This is a genomic window from Azorhizobium oxalatiphilum (genome assembly GCF_014635325.1).
Taxonomy (GTDB): domain Bacteria; phylum Pseudomonadota; class Alphaproteobacteria; order Rhizobiales; family Xanthobacteraceae; genus Azorhizobium; species Azorhizobium oxalatiphilum.
Genome location: NZ_BMCT01000001.1, coordinates 615,010 through 636,067, shown reverse-complemented (window position 1 = coordinate 636,067; position 21,058 = coordinate 615,010). Strand labels below are relative to the sequence as shown.

Here is a 21,058-nt window from a genome sequence, read left to right as displayed (position 1 = left end):
GCGGTCTCGCGTTAATCCGCGGACGATCAATGCCGCGTGGGCGAGATGCGCAGGCCCGGCGGGAGATGGACAAGTTCCTCCACCTGCCAATCACCCGCAGCCCCCATGGGCATGGCCCGTTGGCCCTTTGCCTTGCCCTTGGCCGCATCCTTGGCCTTGGCTTTGGTGGGCGACTTGGCCTTGGCGGATGACTTCGCCTTCGGAGCCGACTCGGCCTTCGTCTGCGGCTGAAGCTTGGTTTCTGCCTTGGGTCTGGCCTTGGCTTTCGCTTTCGCCTCAGGCTTGATCCGGACCTCCGGCTTCGTCCTGGCCGGAGATTTGGCCTTGGCCGGGACCATGGCCTTTTCCGTGGTCCCTTCCGCAACCGTCCCCTGATCCGCCGCCGCCATCCCGGCCTTGCCACGCTTCGGCTTGAGTTGATCTGCCTTACTGCCGGCCTTCAATGCGGCAGCAGTGCCGGCCTTCCCACTCTTTCCCGGACGGACGGCAGGCGCGATATCCATTTTCGCCGCCTTGCGCTTCGGCTCGGGGCGCGTCTCCACGATGACTTTTGCGGACCTCGCCTTCGCAGACTTGCCACCCGCAGACTTGCCGCCCGCAGACTTGCCACCCACCGATTTGACAGGGGCCGGCGTCTCGGCGCGGGTCACATCCACCCCGGATGCCGACACGCCGGCGCGCTTGGCAGTTACAGCCTTCGCCTGCTTCTCCGCCTTCTTTGAATGCCCTTTCGGCGGAATCTTCACGCCCCGCTTGCTGCGGACCACCGGCAGTTCGTCTTCCGCATCCATGGTCTCGACGGCGAGGGGCGCACGCGAGCGCTTCTGGGCGAAGCGCTCAGCCATCATGGCACCAAAGGCGAGAATGAGCTGGCTCAGTTCCTCTTCCTGCACCGCTGCCGCGGCGCTCTCGATTGAGAACCAGAAACCGAAACGCTCCGCACGCTCCGGCCACTTCTTCATGTAGCGCTTCACTTTGAGCGCAAACACCATGACGTCGCACGGTACGGTCTGCAGCGTCAGGCGCTTCTCGTACGAATACATGCCGACCGGCTCGGTCGCGATGCTGCCGAGCAGTCCGGCCTCTTCATAGGCCTCGCGCGCGGCGGCCTTCGCCGGGCTCAGCCCCTTCATCGGCCAGCCCTTCGGGATCACCCAGCGGCGTGTCTCGCGAGAGGTGATGAGGCGAATCTGCACCTCCCCATCCTGCCGCTGGCGATAGGGAAGAGCCGCATACTGAATCCTGCGCATGGCGCGGGACTTGGGCACCGAACTCATGGCCGTCTTTCTTGATTCGCACATTATTCTGGAAGGTATATTCCCGCTATCAGTCCAAACGGCGGGCATGCAACACCCAATACCGTGCCGCAGTGCTGTTAAGGGGCCACAGTGCGAGGAAAGTGCGGCGGCCGAACGGCATCGACCGCCGACGCCAGCGAGCCTCATCTTGATGACGGCAGATCAATGCAAGATGCGCGCGCGCAGTTCCCGCGCGTGCCACATCGGTGCTGTCAGAGCTTGGTGGCGTGCAGGTGGAATTCCCGCCCGGCGGGGGCCAGGAACCGGCCGGTGCGGTCACGCACCGTGGAGGTATACAGCTGCTCAAAAGCTGCCTGCCCCATCCAGCGCCCCGGCAGACTGTCGCTGACGGGGCCGGTTGATCCGGCTGGGAAATGATGATCGAGGTGCGGATCGTGCATGTCCGTCACATGCGAGAGATCGACGATCTTGAAGCCGTCATAGCCCGCATCTGCGAGGGCCTCGATGCAGGCGAGGCCGAAAGGACAATCCTCGACGCTCACATAGAGCGGCTTGATGACCTGGCTCTGTAACTGCTTCAGCACAGTGAGGTCCACGCCCTCCACGCCCACCTTGAGATAAAGCGGCGTGCCGTATTTCTCGAACAGGTCGCCCAGGGTGAGGCCCGCCACTTCCAGCGCGTGGGTCGGCGAGTTCGCCCGCGTCGCCAGCCCCACCTCCACGCTGCTCCAGTGATCATTGGCGTCGTTCACATGGAAGGTCACGGTGCCGGATTTTTCCCAGACCGCCGCCTCGACCAGAGTGAAGCGATGCGCGGCGATCTCCTTGGCGAACCTCGTCCGTGCGCCAGCCGCCAGCTCGGGATTGGCCTCCACTGCGACCGCTTCATAGCCACGGGCCAGATAGTAAGCGGTGTTATCGCCCCGGTTCATACCGAGATCCATGATGAAGCGGCTGGCCTGGGCGAAAACGGTCATTGGGCGGTCCGTTCCTTGGGGATGGCGTAAAGCACAGCGCCAGTGCCACACCAGCTGTGGGTGCGCATGAGCACGGCGTAATCGGGCAGGTTTCGCATCAGCCAGTGCGGCGTCTCGATGAGGCCGGCGGCGTCGTGATAGACGGTCAGCGCGATCATCGGGCGGCGGCGGCGCAGTGTCTCCCGCGCGCCTTGCAGGGCAGCCAGTTCCCCGCCCTCAAGATGCAGCTTCATGAAGGTCGGGTCGATGGCGAGCCCGTCAAGCGGAATGGAGGCGCGCATCCGCTGCCCCGTCACCGCAACCTGCGAGGCCTCCCCCAGCCCATCATGGAAATGGGCCGCTTCCGCCCGCGCACCGATCACGGCGTCAAGAACCCGGATGCGCGCACGCAGATCCAGCCCCAGCCCGTCCACATAAGCCTGCAGAACGGCGCGATTGGCGGCATCCGGCTCCACGGCCCAGATCATGGAGACGGTGTCCGCCGTCTCCGCCAGCAGGCGGGCCGTCACCGTGCCATGGTGCGCGCCTGCATCAAGGAAGCGCTCATCCTTGCGCAGCACGGCGGCGATCTCGGGGATGAAGAAACGGTCCTGCAGCGTCACGGGCGCGGCGGCGAAATCCCATTCCTGCCGCGCCAGCCGCCAGGCGGCGAAGCGCAGATAGTGAGCACTGGAATCCGCATCGGCGAAACCGGCCAGAACCTCGTCGGCGAGCGCCAGTTCCTCGGCCGTCAGGGCGGCCGCGAACCAGCCATCGCTATCGGGGTTCCGGTCGCGGAAAGCTTCGGCCACGTCATCGAAGGGCACGCAATTGACCCAGCCGGCCGCGATGAGTTCGCTCTCCAGCGGCACGTAGGGGCTGTCCCCCGTCGCCACCGCGATCAGCGCCGCGGCCCGCACCGTCTCCGGCACGCCATCGGGGATGCAGACGGGAATGCCCGCCCAATCGGGATCACTGGCATAGGAAGCGGCATTGGCGTCGATCACGCCCGCGATGGCCTGTCCCACCGCATCGAGCTGCTTGCGGGCGCGCTTGCCGCTTTCGCCAGCGCCGTAGAGCCAGAGCGCACGCTCGCCCGGCAGTGCGGGCACACCGGCAGGCGCGCGGGCATTGGCCACGCGCAGCAGTTCCTGTGCCGCCGCCACCGAAGGCAACTGATCAAAGTGTCGGGCAACAAGGGAGTTGGAAACGAGCCGCAAGCGGCGGGCCATGGCAAGCCGCCCCATCAGCCGGTCCTCCCCGGCAATGGGAAATGGTGCGGTCCTGCCGCCGGATGGCCTCGCATAGCGTATCCTGCCCCAGCAACCGGCCGCATTCGGCTCGGCATCGTCATAGCTTTTTACCTTGCATGTCATGGCTTTCGCCGGCCTTGCGGCCAACAACCAACGTTACGATCGGATAAATGGACCATCCGGCATCATTGCGGCCGCGCTTGCTATGGGGCTCTCCCCGGGACCTTTCGTGCCGACCGAAGAAGATGCAACGGCCGACCTACTCAAGTACGGCCCCTTCGGTGGACTGGATTTATGAGGCTGCCACCCGGCCGCTTAGGTGGCAGAATGAGCCATCCGCGCCCTCTGCCGACCATGCTCAAGGAGGCCGCGCAGGGCGTGTCCCGCAGCATCGACCGGCTTCATGCGCGGGCGCAACCAGTCGTCCCTTGGTTTGCAGTGCGATAACCAATGTCAAGTCGGCTTCAAGCAAGCCTGTCCTCCTAACAAGGGCAGGCTAGATGCGCCAAAGCGAGGCGGACATGATCATTTCGACCGAGCGCATTCCTGTTGCCGGCCCTTCGATCACCGAGCGGGAAGCCGAATTGGCGGCTGAAGCGGCGCGGACCGCGTGGTATTCTAACCATTACGCTTACAATGCGCGCTTCGAGAAGATGATGGCCGACTATGTGGGTGTCGGCCACGCGGTGAGCGTGCCCCATGCCACGTCCGCCCTTCATCTGATCTTCGCCGCGCTCGGCATCGGCCCCGGCGATGAGGTGATCGTTCCGGACGTGACCTGGATCGCGTCCGTTGCTCCCATTGTCCATCTCGGCGCGACCCCGATCCTGGTCGACATCCTGCCCGATACCTGGTGCATCGACCCTGCCGCCGTGGAAGCGGCCATCGGCCCACGCACCAAGGCGATCCTCGGCGTCGATCTCTACGGTTCCATGTGCGACTGGCCGGCGCTGCAGGCCATCGCCGATCGTCACGGCCTGCACCTTGTGGAAGATGCCGCCGAAGCCCTCGGCTCGTCCCTGAACGGGCGCCGTGCCGGCGCCTTCGGTCGGGCGGCGGCCTTCTCCTTCCACGGCTCGAAGACGGTAGCCACCGGCGAAGGTGGCATGTTCGTTACCGATGACCCGGAACTCAATGAGCGTGTGCTGTTCCTGCGCGATCACGGCCGCAACCCGGGCGACCGCTTTTTCCAGAACCACGAGATCGCCTTCAAGTATCGCATGAATGCGGTGACGGCCGCGCTCGGCATCGCGCAGATGGAGCGCATCGACGCCCTCATCGCCCACAAGCGCGCGATCTTCTCCTGGTATCACGAGCGCCTGTCGGACGTGGACGGCCTCACCCTGAACGTCCAGCCCGAGGGCGTTGAGAATTCCTACTGGATGGTCACGGCCATCCCCTGCGAAGCCTATGGCTTCGATAAGTTCTCGCTCATGGCCGAGATGAACAGCCGGAACATCGACACCCGGCCCTTCTTCTCGCCCCTCTCCACCCTTCCCGCCTTCGATACTCTTCCCGAAGCCAAGCGCTTCGTGACGGCGCACGATTGCGGGCAGTTCATCGCGCGCGTCGGCATCAACCTGCCGTCGGGCTACAACATGACCGAAGACAAGGTCGACCTCGTCTGTGCCGCCTTCCGCGAAGTGCTCGCGGGCGGCCGGACGCATCGTGTGGCGGCGGAATGACCCAGATGATCAAAGACGATCGGATCGAGTTCGAGGCGCACAAGCGCGACATGTGCCTGGCGCTCGGGCAGGACGAGGCGACCTTCAAGAAGGTCACGTCCGCGCTCTACGAGCTGGATACCTATGATTACTCCTACCTCTGGAGCTTCATGGGCGTGCCGATCATCCAGATGCCCGCCGACGTGATGGCGACGCAGGAAGTGATCTGGGCCACCAAGCCGGACGTCATCATCGAGACCGGCGTGGCCCGTGGCGGCTCCATGATCTTCATGGCCGCCATGCTGCAGCTCATCGGCAAGGGCAAGGTGGTGGGCGTGGACATCGACATCCGCGCGCACAACCGTGACTCCATCGAGAAGCACCCCATGGCATCTCGCATCGAGCTGATCGAGGGCCCCTCCACCTCGGCCGAGACCATGGCCAAGGTGCGTGCGAGCATTCCGGCGGGCGCCTCCGTGATGGTGGTGCTCGACAGCGACCATAGCCGCGACCATGTGCTGGACGAACTGCGCCACTATGGTCCGCTGGTGACGCAAGGCCAGTATCTGGTGGTGGCCGACACGCTGCTCGGCCGCATCGATGCCTCCCAGACCCCCACCAAGCGCTCCAAGATCTGGCATCCCGGCGACGAACCGCTGACGGCGCTGAAGACCTATCTCGGCGAGACGGACCGTTTCGAAGTCGATCCGGTGATCAATGGCAAGCTGGTCATGTCCAGCTCCCCCGGTGGGTACACGCGATGCATCAAGGCGTGATCATCGCGGACAAGACCGGGCACGACGGGCGCGTGATCCTACGCGAGGTGCGCGGCGAAGACTTCGCCACCCTCGCCGAGATGCGCCGTGACCGGGAGATGCAATCCCTGCTGCTCACCGTGCCGGAGGCTACGGACGATGCCGCCGTGCGCGGCTGGATCGAGCGCCGCTGCGCGGAGGCCGGAGGCGGCTTCCGGGTCATCGCCGATGCGGCCACCGATGCGGCCGTGGGCTACGCGCAGGTGAGCCAGGTCCATCGCCGCAATCGCGTGGGATATGGCGGCATCGCGCTGGCTCGCTCCGCACGCGGCCGGGGCTTCGGCCGGGCCTCGCTTTGGCTGCTGGTGGACTATGCGGGCCGGGAGCTTGGCCTGACCAAGATGCTGTCCGAGATCCGGGCCGACAATGAAGCGGCGCTGAAGATGAATTATGCGGTCGGCTTCCGGCCCGTGGGCCTCATCGACCAGCATTTCCGCGACGTGGACGCGACCTATGACGTGGTGCTGCTACAGCGGCACCTCAATGGCGACGGATCATGACCACGGTTGTCATCACCCAGCCCATGCTGTTCCCCTGGCCGGGGTTCTTCGAACAGCTGATGCTGGCGGATGCCTATCTCTATCTGGACGACGCCCAGTTCTCGAAAGGCAGCTTCACCAACCGCATTCAGGTGAAGTATGGCGACGATCGGCGCTGGATGACCATCCCGCTCGCCGGCAAGGGCAGCTTCCAGCCCATCGCCGAACTGCAGTCCACCGACGGCGACTGGAAGGCGGCGCATCGCGCGCTGCTCGCCCAGTCGCTCGCCGACGCCCCCCATCGCGACGACGCCCTCGGCGTGTTCGATGCGGTCTATGCCCATGAGGGACTGTGCGAGCTGCTGATTGCCAGCATCGAGGAGCCGGCGCGTTATCTGGGCATCGGCTCTGACCGCAGGATTGCCCGCACCACGCATATGGATGTGGCAGGTGTCTCGTGGCAGCGCGTGCTCGACCTCGTGCGCAGTCAGGATGGCACGCGCTATCTCACCGGGCATGGCGCCGCCCGTTATCTCGATCATGTCGCCTTCGAGGCTGCGGGGGTGGGCGTGGAGTACATGGCGTACAGCCTTACACCATGGTCACAGGGCAAGGGTGCCTTCACCCCCTATGTCACCATCCTCGATCTCATCGCACACACCGGGCCGGAGGCCCGCACCTATCTGAAGCCCGCCACCATTCCGTGGCGACCGTTTCTGGAACAGCGGAGGGAAACCCATGACTGACACGTCCATCGTCCCCGCCGAGCAGCGCGCCCAGTTCGCGCAGCAGGGCTACACCGTTCTGCACCAGTTCTATGATCCCAAGACGGAGGTCGCTCCCATCCATGAGGGCATCCGCGTCATCATGGAGCAGATCTGCCGCAAGTATGACGTGGCCGCGCCCACCGGCACGCCGCACGAGGCCATGACCCTCGCCTACCCCGCGCTCATCGCCAAGAACCGTGCCTGGGGCGGCGAGGTCTATGATGCCGTGAAGCAGATCCCGGCCTTCATGCGTCTCGTGACCTGCCTGCGCAACGACGACGTGTTCCGCGCCCTGCGCGAGAACAGCGTGCCCGGCATCGCCGCCGGCGGCTATGGCATGCGTATCGACAATCCGGGCGAGGAGAAGTTCCGCGCCCACTGGCATCAGGAATTCCCCTCCCAGCTGCGCAGCCTCGACGGCATCGTCTTCTGGACCCCGCTGCTGCCGCTGACCGCGGACATGGGCCCGGTGGAGATCGCCGAGGGCTCCCATGCGGAGGGCGTGGTGCCGGTCTATGAGGACGACAAGGGCGTCGGCGCCTCGGGAGCCTATGCGCTCCACCTCGACCGCGAGCAGGAGCGTCTCGCCAAGTACAAGATCGTGGCCCCGCTCACCACCCCCGGCGATCTGGTGCTCATGGACTTCCTGACCCTGCATCAGGGCGGCCACAACAAGTCGAAGACCCCGCGCTGGACCATCCAGTTCCGCTACTTCAACTTCGCCGACGAGGTGGGCACCCGCATCGGCTGGCGTGGCTCGTTCGCCGCCGGCACCAAGTTCGCCGACATCCTGCCGGAGCTGGTGGCCAAGCGCGGAGAGGCGGCATGATCGCCTGCCGTGTCTGCGGCGCGCCGCTTGGCGCGCCGGCCTATGCGGCACAGGCGCCGGCCATGACCTCGATCATGACGCTGATGCCCGTGCCCACCGAAGTTTTCGTCTGCGAGGGCTGCAGCCATGTGCAGAGCCCTGATCTGCCTGATATCAAGGCCTTCTACGATACCGGCTATCGCATCTCGCTGGCCTCGGACGACCACGACCAGTTGTTCGCTGTCGCGGCCGACGGCACGCCCATCTACCGCACCCAGCATCAGGCTGGCATCGCGCTCCGTCTGCTGGACCTGCCGGAAGGCGCGCGTCTGCTCGACTATGGCGCGGCCAAGGCCACCACGCTGCGCCATATGATGGCAAAGCGCCCGGACCTGAAGCCTGCCGTGTTCGACGTCTCCGCCGACTATGTCGCCGCCTGGGACGGATGGGTGCCGGCGGCCGCACAGGCCACCTATGACGTGCCGGCCGACTGGGCCGGGGCGTTCGATGCGGTGATGAGCCACTTCGTGCTGGAGCACGTGGCCGATCCGGTGCCGTTCCTGAAGACGATCCATGGCCTGTTGAAGACCGGCGGTCGTGTGCTGATCTCGGTACCCGACGCTATCGCCAATCCCGGCGACATGATCGTGGCTGATCATCTCAATCACTTCACCGCACCTTCTCTTGCGCGCGCCTTCGCGGAAGCGGGCCTCGTGCTGGAGACTTGCGATGCGGCCTCCTTCCCCGGCGCCTTCTTCGCCACCGCGCGCAAGACCAGCGATGCGACGGTCGCCGCCGACGATGTCAAGGAAACCGCCGCGCGCGCAACGGAAGCCTGCCACTTCTGGACCGGCGCGGTACAGCGGATGGATGCCGCCGCCCACCATCACACCGGACGGCGGGCCGCGGTCTACGGTGCCGGTTTCTACGGCGCGTGGATCGCCAGCCGGCTGGGCGAGCGGGTCTCCGTCGCCGCCTTCCTCGACCAGAATCCGAACCTCGCGGGCTCGCTCATGTTCGACCGCCCCGTCGTGAAGCCGGCCGACATGCCGGACGCGGTGGAGGTGGCTTTCATCGGCCTCAACCCGAACAAGGCCCGTGCCATCGTTGCGCAGGTGCCGGTGCTCCAGCGCGAAGGGCTGGATCTGGTCTGGCTCGACGCCTGAGGCTGTATGGATATCCGAAACGGAAAGGCCGGTGCCAATGTGGCACCGGCCTTTTTCTATGCACGGCTTGCTGCACCAGCCAGGAACAAAAAGGGCGGGCAGCGTGTCCGCCACCCGCCCCCGATCTTTCCCGTCGGTCCTCGTCAGAGCAGGACGCTCGCCCCGAACTCGCGCTCGCTCATGATGAGGTTGGGCTCGTAACCCTGCTCCACAAATTGCTGGCGCAGACTTTCGTCGGCGATGAAGACGAGCGAGGTGCGCAGGTTCTTCTCGGTCGGCGCCTTCGGCGGCGGCACCACGAGGATGCGTCGCTCCAGCCCGGCATCGCGGAACAGGCCACCCAATGCCTGTCCGTCCTCGACGCCGGCCACGACGACGCGCTCCACTTCCGCAACGCCGTTGGCGAGGCGCGCCACTGTCTGCGCCATCACCAGCAACGCCAGATTTTCAGGGATCTGCAGATCGGCGAAAGCCGACGGATCGAGGTGCTGCAAGCGAACGACGATCTCGTAAGCCCGGCTGTAATCCTTGCGGGCAAGCCAGAGGCGCAGCGCCACCTTGAGGCGGATGGACACGAAATGATCGGCCAGATCCCGCACCATGGTGCGGAAGTCCGCGCCCGGCACGAGCTTATTCCGGCGCAGGAAGCCGAAGATCATGTATTCGAGACCGCCGCGATAGCTGTCCCAGTCGCTCATGGCGCCGTCGATACCGGCCTGACCGCGATTGCTCACGATGGGGGTCAATGTGACCGAGCGATAGAATGGCACGTCGCGCAACGCCACAGGCCCGTCGGCGATCACGCCGGTCAGATAGGAGAAGGCCCAGTAGCAGAAGCGAGGGGCCGTCACGATGCTGCGGGCGGCATCCGCGCGATAGATCACGATTTCAGGGAAGATGTGATCCTTTACCAGCGCACCGAACAGATCCAGCTCCTGTCCCGGAGCGAAGATCATTTCCTTCTCGGACTGCTGATAGAACATGCCGCCGGACACCTTGTTGAGGTCGTCCCAGACTTCCCACGGCGTGTAGCAGGCGCGCAGTTCCGGATTGGCCATCATGAAGCGGACATTGTCGGCCAGCGCTTCGGGGATGATCAGATCGTCATCCGCCACATAGACCACGTACTTGCCGCGCGCCCGATGATAGACGGAGAGGATGTTGGAGGCTGGTTTGTTCTCGTTCTGCCGGTAGTAATGGATCGGCATGCCCTCGGCGCGGAAGCGCTCCACCACTTCCGCCGTATTGTCCGGCGAGCAGTTGTCGGACACCACGATCTCCCAGGTGAAGTCGAAGGTGGCGCAGGCTTCGCGCAGGTGCGGGAACAGATGCTCCAGGAAGTGCGCGCGATTGTAGGTCGGGATGCAAATGCTGAGCACGATCTCAGCGGGCGCCACGGGGCTGACGGCCGCAGCATCGGCGTCCAGCACTACGGGCTCGAGGGGGGCGTTCATGACGAAAAATCCTCTGCAGCGGCGTCGCGCGCCGAAATGATGACCGGCTCGAAAGGCCAGGCCACGCTGAACGCCGGATCATTCCAGCGATAGGTGCGGGCCAACGCAGGCACATAGGTTTCCGACATGAGGTAGAAGACCTCGCTGTCGTCATCGAGGGTCAGGAAGCCGTGGGCACAGCCCGCCGGAATGTAGATGGCATTGCGCCGGTCGGCGTCGAGTTCGAAGGCCGTCCAGGCGCGATAGGTGGCGGATCCGGGCCGCAGGTCCACCGCCACGTCGAACACGCGCCCGCGCGTTGCGCGCACCAGCTTGGCCTCGGGGCTGGGCTCGGCTTGCAGATGCAGGCCGCGCAGCGTGCCGCGGCGGGGATTGAAGGACGTGTTCTGATGCGGAAAGCGATCCGCCATGCCATGGCCCGCGAAGGTCTCGGCGCAGAAGGTGCGCGCGAACAGGCCGCGCTCGTCAGCCACCGGGCTGATCTCCACCTCCATCACGCCGGCGATCCGCGTCGGGCTGATCTTCATTGCAACACCGTCAGTTCCGGCACGGCGATCACGAACTGCCCGCCCCACCCGCGCACCGCGGCGTTGGAGGCCACCACCTCGTCCTTGATGTTCCAGGGCAGGATCAGCACGTAATCCGGCTTGGTCTCGCCGAGCTTCTCGGGGGCATGCACCGGCAGGTGGCTGCCCGGCAGCAAGTGGCCCTGCTTGTGGGGATTACGGTCCACCACATAGTCGATGAGATCGGTGCCGACGCCGCAGAAATTCAGCAGCGTATTGCCCTTGGCCGCAGCGCCATAAGCGGCCACCGACTTGCCCTCGGCCTTGGCGTTGCGAAGGAAGGCCAGCAGGCCATCGCGGATGGGCGTCACGCGGCGCTGGAAATCCGCATAGATGGCATCCGCGTCGAGCCCCGCCTCCGCCTCGTCGGCCCGCACCTTGGCGACGCCGGGCTGCTCCTTGTGGGCGGCCGCCTTCAGGCAGGCGAACACACGCAAGCTGCCGCCATGGGTGGGCCATTCCTCCACGTCGAACACACGCAGGCCGTGGGCGGCCATCACCTTCTCTACCGCCAGCAAAGAGAGGTAGTAGAAATGCTCGTGATAGACGGTGTCGAACTGCACCTGCTCGATGAGCCGCAGCAGATGCGGAAACTCGATTGAGACGACGCCCTCCGGCTTCAGCACGCGGGCGAAGCCTTCCACGAAATCATTGATGTCCGGCACGTGGGCCAGCACGTTGTTGGCCACCACGAGGTCCGCGCCGCCCTCGCGGGTCGTTATGTCGGCGCCTGTCTCCGCGCCGAAGAAACGCGCTTCCGTGCGCACGCCGATGGCGCGGGCCGCTTCCGCCACATTGGCGGCCGGCTCGATGCCAAGCACGGGCACGCCCGCCTCGACGAAATGGCGCAGCAGATAGCCATCATTGCTCGCCACCTCCACCACCAGCGATTTCGGACCGATGCCGAAGCGCTCCATGGCCATGTGAGCAAAACGCTTGGCATGGGCCACCCAGCTGTCGCTGAAGGAGGAGAAATAAGCGTAATGGCCGAAGATCTCCTCCGGCGGCACGAAGGCATCCGCCTGCACCAGCCGGCAGTCTCCGCACACGAAGGCGCGCAGCGGGAAGCTCGGCTCGGGCGCGTTCGCGCGCTCCGGCGGCACGTAGGAATTGGCCAGCGGCGTCGAGCCCAGATCCACGAAAGACAGGCTGAGCGGCGCGTTGCAGAAGCGGCAGTGTCCGGCCTTCACGGCAGAAGTTCCTCGTAAGCGGCGATCTGCGCCAGAGAGAAGGCCCGCATGTCGGCACCGGCGCGATGCGCGCGGTACCAGTCGGCGGTCCAGGAAATGGTGGTGTCCATGGCAAGGCGAGGCGTCCAGCCAAGCGTTTCGGCGGCGCGGGCGGACGACAGCAGAAGAGCGCTCGCCTCCGGCGGATGCACGCCGCCCGAAGGCAGCCATGCCGTCTCCATGCCGAAAGCCACGCCCAGCCCATCCGCCACCTGCGCCACGGAGGCAAAGCTCTCCGGATCAGGGCCGAAGTTCACCGCCTTCGGCGCGGCGTCGGGCCGCTCTACCAGAGCCTGCGCCAGCGTCAGATAGCCCGAGAGCGGTTCAAGCACGTGTTGCCACGGGCGCACGCTGTCCGGATAGCGCAGCCGCACCGGCTCGCCCTTGCCCAGCGCCCGCACGAAGTCCGGCACCAGCCGGTCCAGGGACCAGTCGCCGCCGCCGATCACATTGCCGGCGCGGGCGGTGGCGATCTTTGCGCCATGGTCGCGGAAGAAGCTGTCGCGATAGCTCTGCGTGACGAGTTCCGCGCAGGCCTTCGAATTGCTGTAGGGATCCTTGCCGCCGAGCGTGTCGTCCTCGCTGAAGGGACGGCCGGCATTGTCGTTGGCATAGACCTTATCGGTAGTCGCCACCACCACGGCTTCCACCCCCGGTACGCCGCGCACGGCTTCCAGCAGGTTCACCGTGCCCATGATGTTGGTGGCGAACGTCTCCACCGGATCGGCATAGGAGCGGCGCACCAGCGCCTGCGCGGCCAGATGCAGCACAATCTGCGGCTGGACCTCCTCCACCGCGCCCGCCAGCGCGGCGCGATCGCGGATGTCCACGATAGCATGGGACTGCCCGGCCCACGGCCCGAGCACCTCATAAAGAGCCGGCTGCGTATCGGGGGCCAGCGCCAGTGCGCTCACTTGCGCCCCGAGACGCTCCAGCCACAGGCAGAGCCACGCCCCCTTGAACCCGGTATGCCCGGTTACAAGGACGCGGCGTCCTGCCCAGAAACCGCTCACGCCCACACCTTCCAGGGGGCGCGACCGGAGTTCCAGAGTTCATCGAGCTGGATGCGCTCGCGCAGCGTGTCCATGGGTCGCCAGAAACCATCGTGCGGATAGGCCGCCAGTTGGCCCTGCATCACCAGCGTCTCCAGCGGCTCGGCTTCCCACACGGTTTCGTCGCCCTCGATGAGGTCGAGCACGGAATGCTCCAGTACGAAGAAGCCGCCATTGATGCGCTGGGTACCGGCGGTGGGCTTCTCCACGAAGGAGGCCACGCGGTTGCCCTCGATATTGGCGCTGCCGAAACGACCGGGAGGCGCCACGGCGCACATGGTGGCCTTAAGGCCATGTTCCTTGTGGAAGGCCACTTCCTGCGCCACGTCCACATCGGCGACGCCGTCGCCATAGGTCATCAGGAAGGGTTCGCCGGGAGTCAGGTAGGGCCGGATGCGCTTCAGGCGGCCGCCGGTCATGGTGTCGAGGCCCGTATCGATGACGCTGACGCGCCAGTTGGGCTTGTCCGACTGGTGGTAATGAACAAGGTTACGGCCAAGGTCGACCGTCACGTCGGAATGGTGAAGCACCAGGTTCGCGAAGTATTCTTTGATCTGGTAGCCTTTGTAACCGGCGCAGACGATGAATTCGTTGAAGCCATGATGCGCAAAGATGCTCATGATGTGCCAGATGATCGGCTTATCGCCGATTTCCACCAGCGGCTTCGGACGAATGGTGGTTTCTTCAGTGAGCCGCGAACCGCGACCACCCGCCAGGATCACCACCTTCATGCATCACCTCTTGCGTGAGCGATGAATGTTCGGATGTGCCGCGCCAAGATACCCTGAAAAACCGGTATCAGGCTGCAAGAACCATCCGCCAGCCGTCGCATCGAATGACTGTGGCACTTAAAGCCACCATGGCTTGTGCGAGGCTGAGGCGATCGCACCTGAGGTTTCAAGGGCTTGAGCCACCTCGCGCCGGCTTGGAGGGTTTCGCCGCGTGCGCCTCGGCTCCACACTGGAGCACCGGAAACCATGTGGGCGAAGGCCTCCACAACCCATCACGCCATCTTCGGCCAGTGGGTGATCGGTCCCCTCCGCTCTTCATAAAAGCGGGCGAGACGCAGCACATCAAGGTCCGCGAAACGCCGCCCGACGATCTGCAGGCCGATGGGCATGCCACCTTTCGTGAAGCCGCAATTGATGGAGAGGGCCGGCTGCTCGGACATGTTCCACGGCACGGTGAAGGCGATGTGCTCGAACGGTCGCTCCGGATCATTCAGCGGGGAGGCCCAGTCGGCCGGAAAGGCAGCGATGGGATTGGTGGGGGTGAACAGGAAGTCCAGCTCCGTGAAAAGGGACGCGCAGGCTTGCCGAATGGCGAAGGTCTGGTTGAAGCCGCGCACCGCCCGCGCGCCATCCACAGCGCTGCCGCGCTCCGCCCAGGCACGAATGTAGGGCAACACCTTCTCTCGCCGTTCCCCCGGCAGGGCTGAAATTTCATCCCACGAGCGGACACTCCAGAAATCATCGAGCCCATCCAGCATGGCGCGCGTCAGCACACCCGGCACCGCGATGATCTCTGCCCCCTCCCCCGCGAAGAGGTGGGCAGCGGCCAGCACCGCATCCCACACCTCCTCCTCCACCGCCATGCCGCAGCCGGCGTCCCGCATCAGTCCGAGGCGCAGACCCTTTACCGATGTTCCTGCAAACGAGCTCCAGGCGATGTCTTCCGGTGGCAGGCTGGTCGCATCCCTTGGGTCGGGAAGGGCGAGAAACCGCATCATCAGCGCCGCATCGGCCACAGTGCGGGTCATGGGGCCCGCGCAACGGCCAACGTAATAAGGATCGATGGGAATGCGGCCGAGGCTCGGCTTGAACCCCACCAGCCCGCACCACCCCGCAGGAAGGCGCACCGAGCCGCCGATGTCCGTACCCACATGCAAGGGCCCATATCCCGCTGCGCCCGCCGCAGCAGCCCCCGCGCTGGAGCCACCGGGATTGCAGGCGAGGTTCCACGGATTGCGTGCCAGCGTATGGAAACTGGAGAGACCCGAAGACAGCATGCCGTAATCGGGCACTGTGGTCTTGGCGAGCAGGATGGCACCCGCCTCGCGCATGCGGGCGGCAGGCGGCGCATCCGCTGTGGCCGGGACAAGGGGGCTCGCCGCCGTACCGAGCGGCACCGGCAAGCCCTCGGTGGCGATCAGTTCCTTCAGCGTGACAGGCACGCCGTCGAGCGGGCCATTGGGCCTGCCCTTCGCCAGACGTTCGGTGGCGGCCTCGGCTTCCAGCCGCACCCGGTCAGGATCGAAGGCATAGAGCGCGCCGAGCCGGGGCTCGCTTGCCTCCACATAGGGCAACAGCTCCGCGAAATATTCCGAGGGAGATAGCGTCTTCGCCTCGTAGGCGGCCATGAGATCGACGGCGGACAGATCGAGCAGGGACGACATGGCGGGACGATCCTCGGAGCCGTTATCCGGCGGGCAATGACGGAGAAGGGGGTATCGATCGGCTACCGCGCCCACCGGCCGTAATCACGGGCTGGGCCGCGAGCAGGCGCCGCGTATAGGCCTCGCGCGGGGCATCGAAGATCGCGCGGGCCGGTCCAGCCTCCACGATGCGCCCCCGGTTCATCACCGCCACATGGTCGGCGATGGCCTGGAGCACCGCCAGATTGTGGGTGATGAAGGCGATAGTGATGCCGTGGCTGTCGCGCAGCTCGCGCAGCAGATCCAGAATCTGCGCCTGCACGGAAACGTCCAGCGCGGAGACGGCCTCATCGGCGATCACCAGCCTGGGGCGGGTAATGATCGCTCGCGCAATAGCGATGCGCTGCCTCTGCCCGCCGGAAAACTGGTGGGGAAAGCGCCTCGCATCCTCCGCCTTGAGGCCCACGCTCTCCAGCGTCTGCGCCACCAGTTTCTCCCGCTCCGCTCCGTGTGGCACATCGGGCAGCAGATCCAGAGGCTCGGCGATGGTGCGGCCAATGCGGACACGCGGATCGAGCGAACCGTACGGATCCTGAAACACCATCTGGAACTGCCGGCGCCGCAGGCGTAGATCGCGCTCCGGCAAGGCAAAGAGATCCTCACCCGCGAACTGTACCCGGCCCGCCGTCGGTCGCTCCAGTGCCATGGCAATGCGAGCGAGCGTCGACTTGCCCGAGCCGCTCTCCCCCACGATGCCGAAGATGCTGCCCACCGGCACGTCGAGATCGACACCATCCAGCGCACGCAGTTTTTCCCGCCGCCCCCACAGCGGCGTCGGGCCGACAGGATAATCCCGCGTGATGCCACGCAGTTGCAGAAGGGGAGCCTCTTCGGCCGGCGCCACGCCGGACGACCGGGGCACGGCCGCCCGGCGTGGCATCGCGGCCAGCAGGCGTTGCGTATAAGGATGGCCCGGCGCGCGAAGTACGTCTGCCGTGCCGCCAGCCTCCACGCGCGCCCCGTCCTTCATGACCAGTGTGTCATCCGCGATGCGGGCAATGACACCGAAGTCGTGGCTGACGATCACCAGCGCCACGCCGAGTTCGGCCACCAGTTCATCGAACAGGTCGAGAATCTCAGCCTGCACGGTCACATCCAGTGCCGTGGTGGGCTCGTCCGCCAGCAGCAGCGCCGGCCTTGTGGCGAGCGCGATGGCGATGCCCACGCGCTGGCGCTGGCCGCCGGAGAGTTCGTGCGGGAAGGCGTCGATGCGGCGCCCGGCATCGGGGATGCGTACCCGCTCCAGCAGACGCAACGCCTCCGCCCGCGCCGCGGCGGCCGGGACGCCGCGGTGCCAGCGGATGCCCTCGGCAATCTGCTCGCCCACGCGGCGTGCAGGATTGAGTGCGCTCATGGGCTCCTGAAAGATCATGCCAATGCGCGCGCCACGCACACGGCACATGTCCGCCTCGGACAGACGCAGCAGATCGCGCCCCTCGAACGCCACCGTGCCGCTCGCTCGCATGCCGTCCGGCAACAGGCCGATCAGCGCCCGCAGCAACACCGACTTGCCCGCCCCGCTCTCGCCCACGATGCCCAGCGTACGACCGGCAGCAAGATGAAAGGACACGTCGCGCACCACCTGCGGCGACGGCATGCCGGGCGGCCCGAGAGCGATGGAGAGGTCCGAGACCGAGAGCATCAGCCCCCTCCCCGTCGCGGGTCCAGAAGATCCCGCAGCCCATCGCCCAAGAGGTTGAAGCCGAGGACCGTCAGGCCGATGGCGATGCCCGGAACGAGCGCCAAATGAGGCGCCGCCGACAGATAGGTCTGCGCATCCGCCAGCATGCGCCCCCAGGTGGGCGCGGGCGGCGCAACGCCGAGCCCGAGGAAGCTCAGGCCAGCCTCGGTGAGGACCGCAAGCCCGAACTGCAACGCCACCTGCACGATGATCTGGCCGGAAACGTTGGGCAGCACATGTTCCAGCGTTATGCGCGATGCGCCCTTGCCGGCGGCGCGCGCCGCCAGCACATAGTCCCGCGCCCACACCTGCACGGCGGCGCTGCGCGTCACGCGGGCGAAAACCGGCACCATGAACACGCCAATGGCAATGATCGCAGTCAGCGCCCCCGGTCCCATGAGCGCGCCCAGCATGATGGCCGACAGCACGGCGGGGAAGGCGAAGAGGATATCGGCCAGCCGCATGAGAAGGCTATCCAGCAGGCCTCCTCTCGCCGCCGCCGTCAAACCAAGCAGCGTGCCGACGCTCGCGCCGAGCAGCACCGCCAGCCCGGCTATGGAGAGCGAGTTCCACGCACCGGCCATCAGCATGGAAACAACGTCACGGCCAAAATGATCGGTGCCGAGCAGTCCCTGCGCCAAAGGCGGCCTGAGCTTGAGGGCGAAACGCATGCGCGTCGGCGTCTCCGGCGTCCAGACCAGCGAGAGCAAAGAAATACCGAGGATAGTCGCGGTGAGCAGACCTCCGAGCAACAGCGGCAGGCGGCGCAAGGCGGCGCTCATGTCCGTCCCCGCAGGCGAGGATCGAGCACCAGATAGGCCATGTCCACGAGGAAATTCACCACCACCACCAGCGCCGCCAGGAACATCACCACGTCACGGATCACCAGCAGGTCGCGCTGGGCCAGTGCCTGGAACGCGAGACGGCCGAGACCCGGCAGCACGAAGACATTCTCCACCAGCACTGCGCCGGCGATCAGGAAGGAGAACTGAAGTCCCAGAATGGTAACGACCGGCACCAACGCATTGGGGACCACGTGCCGCCAGAGGGTCGCACGGCGGGTCAGCCCCTTGGCGCGGGCGGTGGCGACGAATTCCTCGCCCATCACATCCAGTACCGCAGCCCGCATCACTCGCGCCAGCACCGCAGATTGTGGCAAGGCAAGCGCGAGCGCCGGCAGCAGCAGTGCCTTCAGGCTCGCCCCAATGCCGGCACTCCAGCCGGGAAAACCTCCTGCCGGAAACCAGCCCAGCCCGACAGCGAAGACGACGATGAGCAGAAGGCCGATCCAGAAATTCGGCACGGCGAGGCAGAGCTGGGCGAACAGGGTCGCGCCATAGTCGGCCGCCTTGCCATGGCGGGCGGCGGCCAGCACGCCGAGCGGGATGGCGATGAGAGTGGACAGCACAATGGCCATGACCGCCAACGGCAGCGTGACCGCCAGCCGCTCAGCGATCAGCCCGGCCACCGGCACGCCATAGGTGAAGGAGGTGCCGAAATCACCGTGCAGCATCCCCCCCACCCAGGCGAGGTAGCGCACGAGCGCCGGCTGATCGAGCCCCATGCTCGCACGCAAGGCGGCCAGCGTATCCGGCCGGGCCGAGGTGCCCAGCTGGATGGCGGCGGGATCGCCCGGTACCACCTCCATGACCACGAACACTGCGGCAGACATGACGGTGAGGGTCAGCAGCAGGCCGGCGAACCGCCGCGCAATGATCGACAGCATCAGCCGGAACGCCGGCTATGGCACGCGGCAACGCATGGTGAGCAGATGGTCATTCGCGCCAGCGCACATCGGTCAGGTCGTTGGAAGGTACGGGCTCGTTCTCCCACATGCCCTCCAGCTTCGCACTCCAAACACCCAGCTTGGGCATCACGAACAGATAGAGTGCCGGCACTTCCTCCGCGAGAATACGCTGGGCCTCGCCGATCAGCCGTGTGCGCTCGGCCGGATCGGTGGCAGCGTTGGCGGCATTGTAGGTGTCCCGGAACTTCGGGCTGTTGTAATTGAAGTAATAATTGTCCCGCGCATAGATATCGAGGTCGAGTGGCTCGGCATGGGTCATGATGCTCATGTCATAGGCCTTATCCTTGAACACCTCCTGCACCCATTTCGCAGGAAATTCCGTCGGCACCAAATTCATGGTCACGCCCACATCCGCGAACATGGCCTGCAGCACCTCCGCCGAACGCGAGAGGTAGGCCATCTGCGGCATCTTGAGGGTGAAGGTCAGGCCCTTGCCATAGCCCGCCTCCGCCAGAAGTGCCTTCGCCTTGGCCGGGTCGTAGGGCAGCACGCCGGTCAGGTCCACAAAGCCGGGATCATTGGGCGTGTAGTGGCTGCCGATGGGCGTGCCGAAGCCGGACCATGCCCCTTCCACCAACGCCTTGCGATCCACCGCCATCATCAGTGCCCGGCGCACGCGAATATCGTCAAACGGCTTCTGGGCATTGTTCATGCCCGCCACCATCTTCAGCTCGGTGTTGCCGACCTTCGTGGTGAAGTTCTTGTCCTTCTGGAAGGCGCCATAGAGTTCCGGCGCGCTGAACTCGGGAAACGCATCCACATCGCCGGCCTTGAGCGCCGCCGCCTGCGCCTGCGGATCAGGCAGGAAGCGGAACGTGGCGCTGACGAGGGCGGGAGATTTCGCCTTGTTCCAATAGGCCGGATTGCGCTCCAGCTCGACCTTGTCCCCCTTCGCCCAGCTTTTGAAACGGAAAGGGCCGGTGCCGATGGGCGTGGTCCGATTGGCCTCGGCGGAACTGGAGGCGACCATCACGGCCGCCGGCATGCCGAGGCGATAAAGGAGATCGCTGGAGGGGCGCTTCAGCGTCACCACGAGCGTTCCGGCATCCGGCGCCTCGACGCTCGTGATGGCCTCGACGAACTGCTTTTGTGGATTGGTGGATTTCTCTCCCCGCGCGCGGTCGAGCGCGAACTTCGCCACGCTTGCATCGAACGGCGTGCCGTCATGGAACGCGACGCCGTCCTGCAAGGCGAACCGATAGACAAGGCCGTCGGATGAAATGGTCCAGCTCTTCGCCAGCTGTGGCTGGACCTTGCCGTCCCGATCAATACGGGTCAGGCCCTCGAAAACGTTCTGCCAGGTGACCTGTCCGATGGAAACGGGAGCGGCGATGGTGGGGTCGAGCCCGGTGGGTTCCACCGGCATGCCCACCACCAGCCTGTCCTTCGCGGCTTCGGCACCGGACGCCGCCGCCACAAGTCCGGCCGCGAGCAGCAGGCGGGCGGCGAGCCGCCGGCCGAATGGCAGAACCCCGGACTTTCCAATCGCACTGATCGCCATGCACATCCCCTGCCCGAGCGGTGCGGGGACGCAGCCGACCAATGGCGGCCCACGCACAACGGGCACAATGCAGCCCCGTTGCGAGAGACCGCAAGAGCCTCAACACGTTCATCAACGCGGAACGCGCGGCGGCGGTATCCGGAAATGAACGAGGGCCGCCGCACGGC

At 65.7% G+C, this 21,058-nt stretch carries 19 protein-coding genes; 6 read left to right on the top strand and 13 right to left on the bottom strand.

Annotated elements, in window-relative coordinates:
• Window positions 1-26: 26 nt before the first annotated feature.
• The 3 genes from IEW24_RS29060 to IEW24_RS02885 all read right to left on the bottom strand — a co-directional run bounded on the left by IEW24_RS29060 (window position 27) and on the right by IEW24_RS02885 (window position 3,462).
• Complete coding sequence (locus IEW24_RS29060) at window positions 27-1,196, bottom strand: NUDIX domain-containing protein (protein WP_308468253.1); 1,170 nt, start codon at window positions 1,194-1,196, stop codon at window positions 27-29.
• A gap of 314 nt (window positions 1,197-1,510) precedes the next feature.
• Entirely contained in the window at window positions 1,511-2,236 is a 726-nt protein-coding gene (locus IEW24_RS02890) for an FkbM family methyltransferase (RefSeq protein ID WP_188575238.1), read from the bottom strand.
• Window positions 2,233-3,462 (bottom strand): class I SAM-dependent methyltransferase, encoded by a 1,230-nt coding sequence (locus IEW24_RS02885; protein WP_188575236.1) that lies wholly within the window; start codon window positions 3,460-3,462, stop codon window positions 2,233-2,235. Before IEW24_RS02885 ends, IEW24_RS02890 begins: the two co-directional genes overlap by 4 nt.
• A gap of 527 nt (window positions 3,463-3,989) precedes the next feature.
• Here IEW24_RS02885 and IEW24_RS02880 point away from each other — a divergent pair.
• The 6 genes from IEW24_RS02880 to IEW24_RS02855 are packed head-to-tail and all read left to right on the top strand — an operon-like array spanning window position 3,990 to window position 9,167.
• Window positions 3,990-5,153 (top strand): DegT/DnrJ/EryC1/StrS family aminotransferase, encoded by a 1,164-nt coding sequence (locus IEW24_RS02880; protein WP_188575233.1) that lies wholly within the window; start codon window positions 3,990-3,992, stop codon window positions 5,151-5,153.
• A gap of 5 nt (window positions 5,154-5,158) precedes the next feature.
• On the top strand, window positions 5,159-5,908 hold the full coding sequence (locus IEW24_RS02875; RefSeq protein WP_188575232.1) for a cephalosporin hydroxylase family protein: 750 nt from the start codon (window positions 5,159-5,161) through the stop codon (window positions 5,906-5,908).
• Complete coding sequence (locus IEW24_RS02870) at window positions 5,893-6,447, top strand: GNAT family N-acetyltransferase (protein WP_188575229.1); 555 nt, start codon at window positions 5,893-5,895, stop codon at window positions 6,445-6,447. Before IEW24_RS02875 ends, IEW24_RS02870 begins: the two co-directional genes overlap by 16 nt.
• Complete coding sequence (locus IEW24_RS02865; RefSeq protein WP_188575227.1) at window positions 6,444-7,172, top strand: WbqC family protein; 729 nt, start codon at window positions 6,444-6,446, stop codon at window positions 7,170-7,172. Before IEW24_RS02870 ends, IEW24_RS02865 begins: the two co-directional genes overlap by 4 nt.
• Window positions 7,165-8,022 (top strand): phytanoyl-CoA dioxygenase family protein, encoded by an 858-nt coding sequence (locus IEW24_RS02860; protein WP_188575225.1) that lies wholly within the window; start codon window positions 7,165-7,167, stop codon window positions 8,020-8,022. The genes IEW24_RS02865 and IEW24_RS02860 overlap by 8 nt, the downstream gene beginning before the upstream one ends.
• On the top strand, window positions 8,019-9,167 hold the full coding sequence (locus IEW24_RS02855) for a class I SAM-dependent methyltransferase (RefSeq protein WP_188575224.1): 1,149 nt from the start codon (window positions 8,019-8,021) through the stop codon (window positions 9,165-9,167). Before IEW24_RS02860 ends, IEW24_RS02855 begins: the two co-directional genes overlap by 4 nt.
• Window positions 9,168-9,310: 143 nt before the next feature.
• Here IEW24_RS02855 and IEW24_RS02850 read toward each other — a convergent pair whose 3' ends face one another.
• From IEW24_RS02850 to IEW24_RS02805, 10 genes are all read right to left on the bottom strand, one after another.
• Window positions 9,311-10,621, bottom strand: coding sequence for a glycosyltransferase family 2 protein (locus tag IEW24_RS02850; RefSeq protein ID WP_188575222.1), 1,311 nt, complete (start codon window positions 10,619-10,621; stop codon window positions 9,311-9,313).
• The gene (rfbC, locus tag IEW24_RS02845; protein WP_188575220.1) at window positions 10,618-11,148 is read right to left on the bottom strand and encodes a dTDP-4-dehydrorhamnose 3,5-epimerase; all 531 of its coding nucleotides are present in this window, start codon (window positions 11,146-11,148) and stop codon (window positions 10,618-10,620) included. The genes IEW24_RS02850 and rfbC overlap by 4 nt, the downstream gene beginning before the upstream one ends.
• Window positions 11,145-12,377, bottom strand: coding sequence for a class I SAM-dependent methyltransferase (locus IEW24_RS02840; RefSeq protein WP_188575219.1), 1,233 nt, complete (start codon window positions 12,375-12,377; stop codon window positions 11,145-11,147). The genes rfbC and IEW24_RS02840 overlap by 4 nt, the downstream gene beginning before the upstream one ends.
• Complete coding sequence (rfbG, locus tag IEW24_RS02835) at window positions 12,374-13,435, bottom strand: CDP-glucose 4,6-dehydratase (RefSeq protein ID WP_188575217.1); 1,062 nt, start codon at window positions 13,433-13,435, stop codon at window positions 12,374-12,376. The genes IEW24_RS02840 and rfbG overlap by 4 nt, the downstream gene beginning before the upstream one ends.
• Window positions 13,426-14,199 (bottom strand): glucose-1-phosphate cytidylyltransferase, encoded by a 774-nt coding sequence (rfbF, locus tag IEW24_RS02830; RefSeq protein ID WP_188575214.1) that lies wholly within the window; start codon window positions 14,197-14,199, stop codon window positions 13,426-13,428. Before rfbF ends, rfbG begins: the two co-directional genes overlap by 10 nt.
• A gap of 272 nt (window positions 14,200-14,471) precedes the next feature.
• Window positions 14,472-15,863 carry an amidase gene (locus IEW24_RS02825; RefSeq protein ID WP_188575212.1) on the bottom strand — a complete coding sequence of 464 codons (1,392 nt, stop codon included), beginning with the start codon at window positions 15,861-15,863 and terminating at the stop codon, window positions 14,472-14,474.
• A 22-nt stretch (window positions 15,864-15,885) separates the two neighbouring features.
• Window positions 15,886-17,544: a dipeptide ABC transporter ATP-binding protein gene (locus tag IEW24_RS02820; protein WP_188575210.1), complete on the bottom strand. Its 1,659-nt coding sequence runs from the start codon at window positions 17,542-17,544 to the stop codon at window positions 15,886-15,888.
• Complete coding sequence (locus tag IEW24_RS02815; protein WP_188575208.1) at window positions 17,544-18,365, bottom strand: ABC transporter permease; 822 nt, start codon at window positions 18,363-18,365, stop codon at window positions 17,544-17,546. The genes IEW24_RS02820 and IEW24_RS02815 overlap by 1 nt, the downstream gene beginning before the upstream one ends.
• A complete protein-coding gene (locus tag IEW24_RS02810; protein ID WP_188575206.1) occupies window positions 18,362-19,309 on the bottom strand; it encodes an ABC transporter permease in 948 nt (315 codons plus the stop codon). Before IEW24_RS02810 ends, IEW24_RS02815 begins: the two co-directional genes overlap by 4 nt.
• Before the next feature lie 49 nt (window positions 19,310-19,358).
• Window positions 19,359-20,891: an ABC transporter substrate-binding protein gene (locus IEW24_RS02805; protein WP_188575205.1), complete on the bottom strand. Its 1,533-nt coding sequence runs from the start codon at window positions 20,889-20,891 to the stop codon at window positions 19,359-19,361.
• Window positions 20,892-21,058 lie beyond the last annotated feature (167 nt).